General features: G+C 48.3%; 1 pseudogene. It reads left to right on the top strand.

The annotated features are described in order from the left end of the window. Positions 1-553: pseudogene (locus RM553_RS19605) on the top strand (hypothetical protein); the annotation flags it as partial.

Below are 553 nucleotides of genomic sequence, written 5' to 3'. Positions count from 1 at the left end.
TGAGGAAACTGACATTGGCACCGATCCTACCAATCCTGATACAGACGGTGATGGTATTAATGATGGCGATGAAGTGGGTAATGGTTCCGATCCCTTAAATCCCTGTGATCCAGATCCTACTGCCGGACCTTGTGACCAGGATGAGGATGGGCTTACCAATGATGAAGAAGCTAAAATTGGCACTGATCCTACCGATCCGGATACCGATGATGATGGTATTAATGACGGGGATGAAGTAGACAATGGTTCTGATCCGTTAGATCCTTGTGATCCAGATCCAACTGCCGGGCCTTGTGACCAGGATGAAGACGGCCTCACTAATGATGAGGAAACTGACCTTGGCACCGATCCTACAAATCCTGATACAGACGGTGATGGTATTAATGATGGCGATGAAGTTGACAATGGTTCCGATCCGCTTGATCCATGTGATCCAGATGCTACTGCCGGGCCTTGTGACCAGGATGATGACGGGCTCACCAATGACGAAGAAGTTGAGCTTGGCACCGATCCCACTAATCCTGATACCGATGATGATGGTATTAATGATGGT

The organism is Autumnicola tepida, from assembly GCF_031846485.1.
GTDB lineage: Bacteria > Bacteroidota > Bacteroidia > Flavobacteriales > Flavobacteriaceae > Autumnicola > Autumnicola tepida.
The sequence above is the reverse complement of the archived record's forward strand: the minus strand, read 5'-3'. Positions and strand labels throughout refer to the sequence as shown.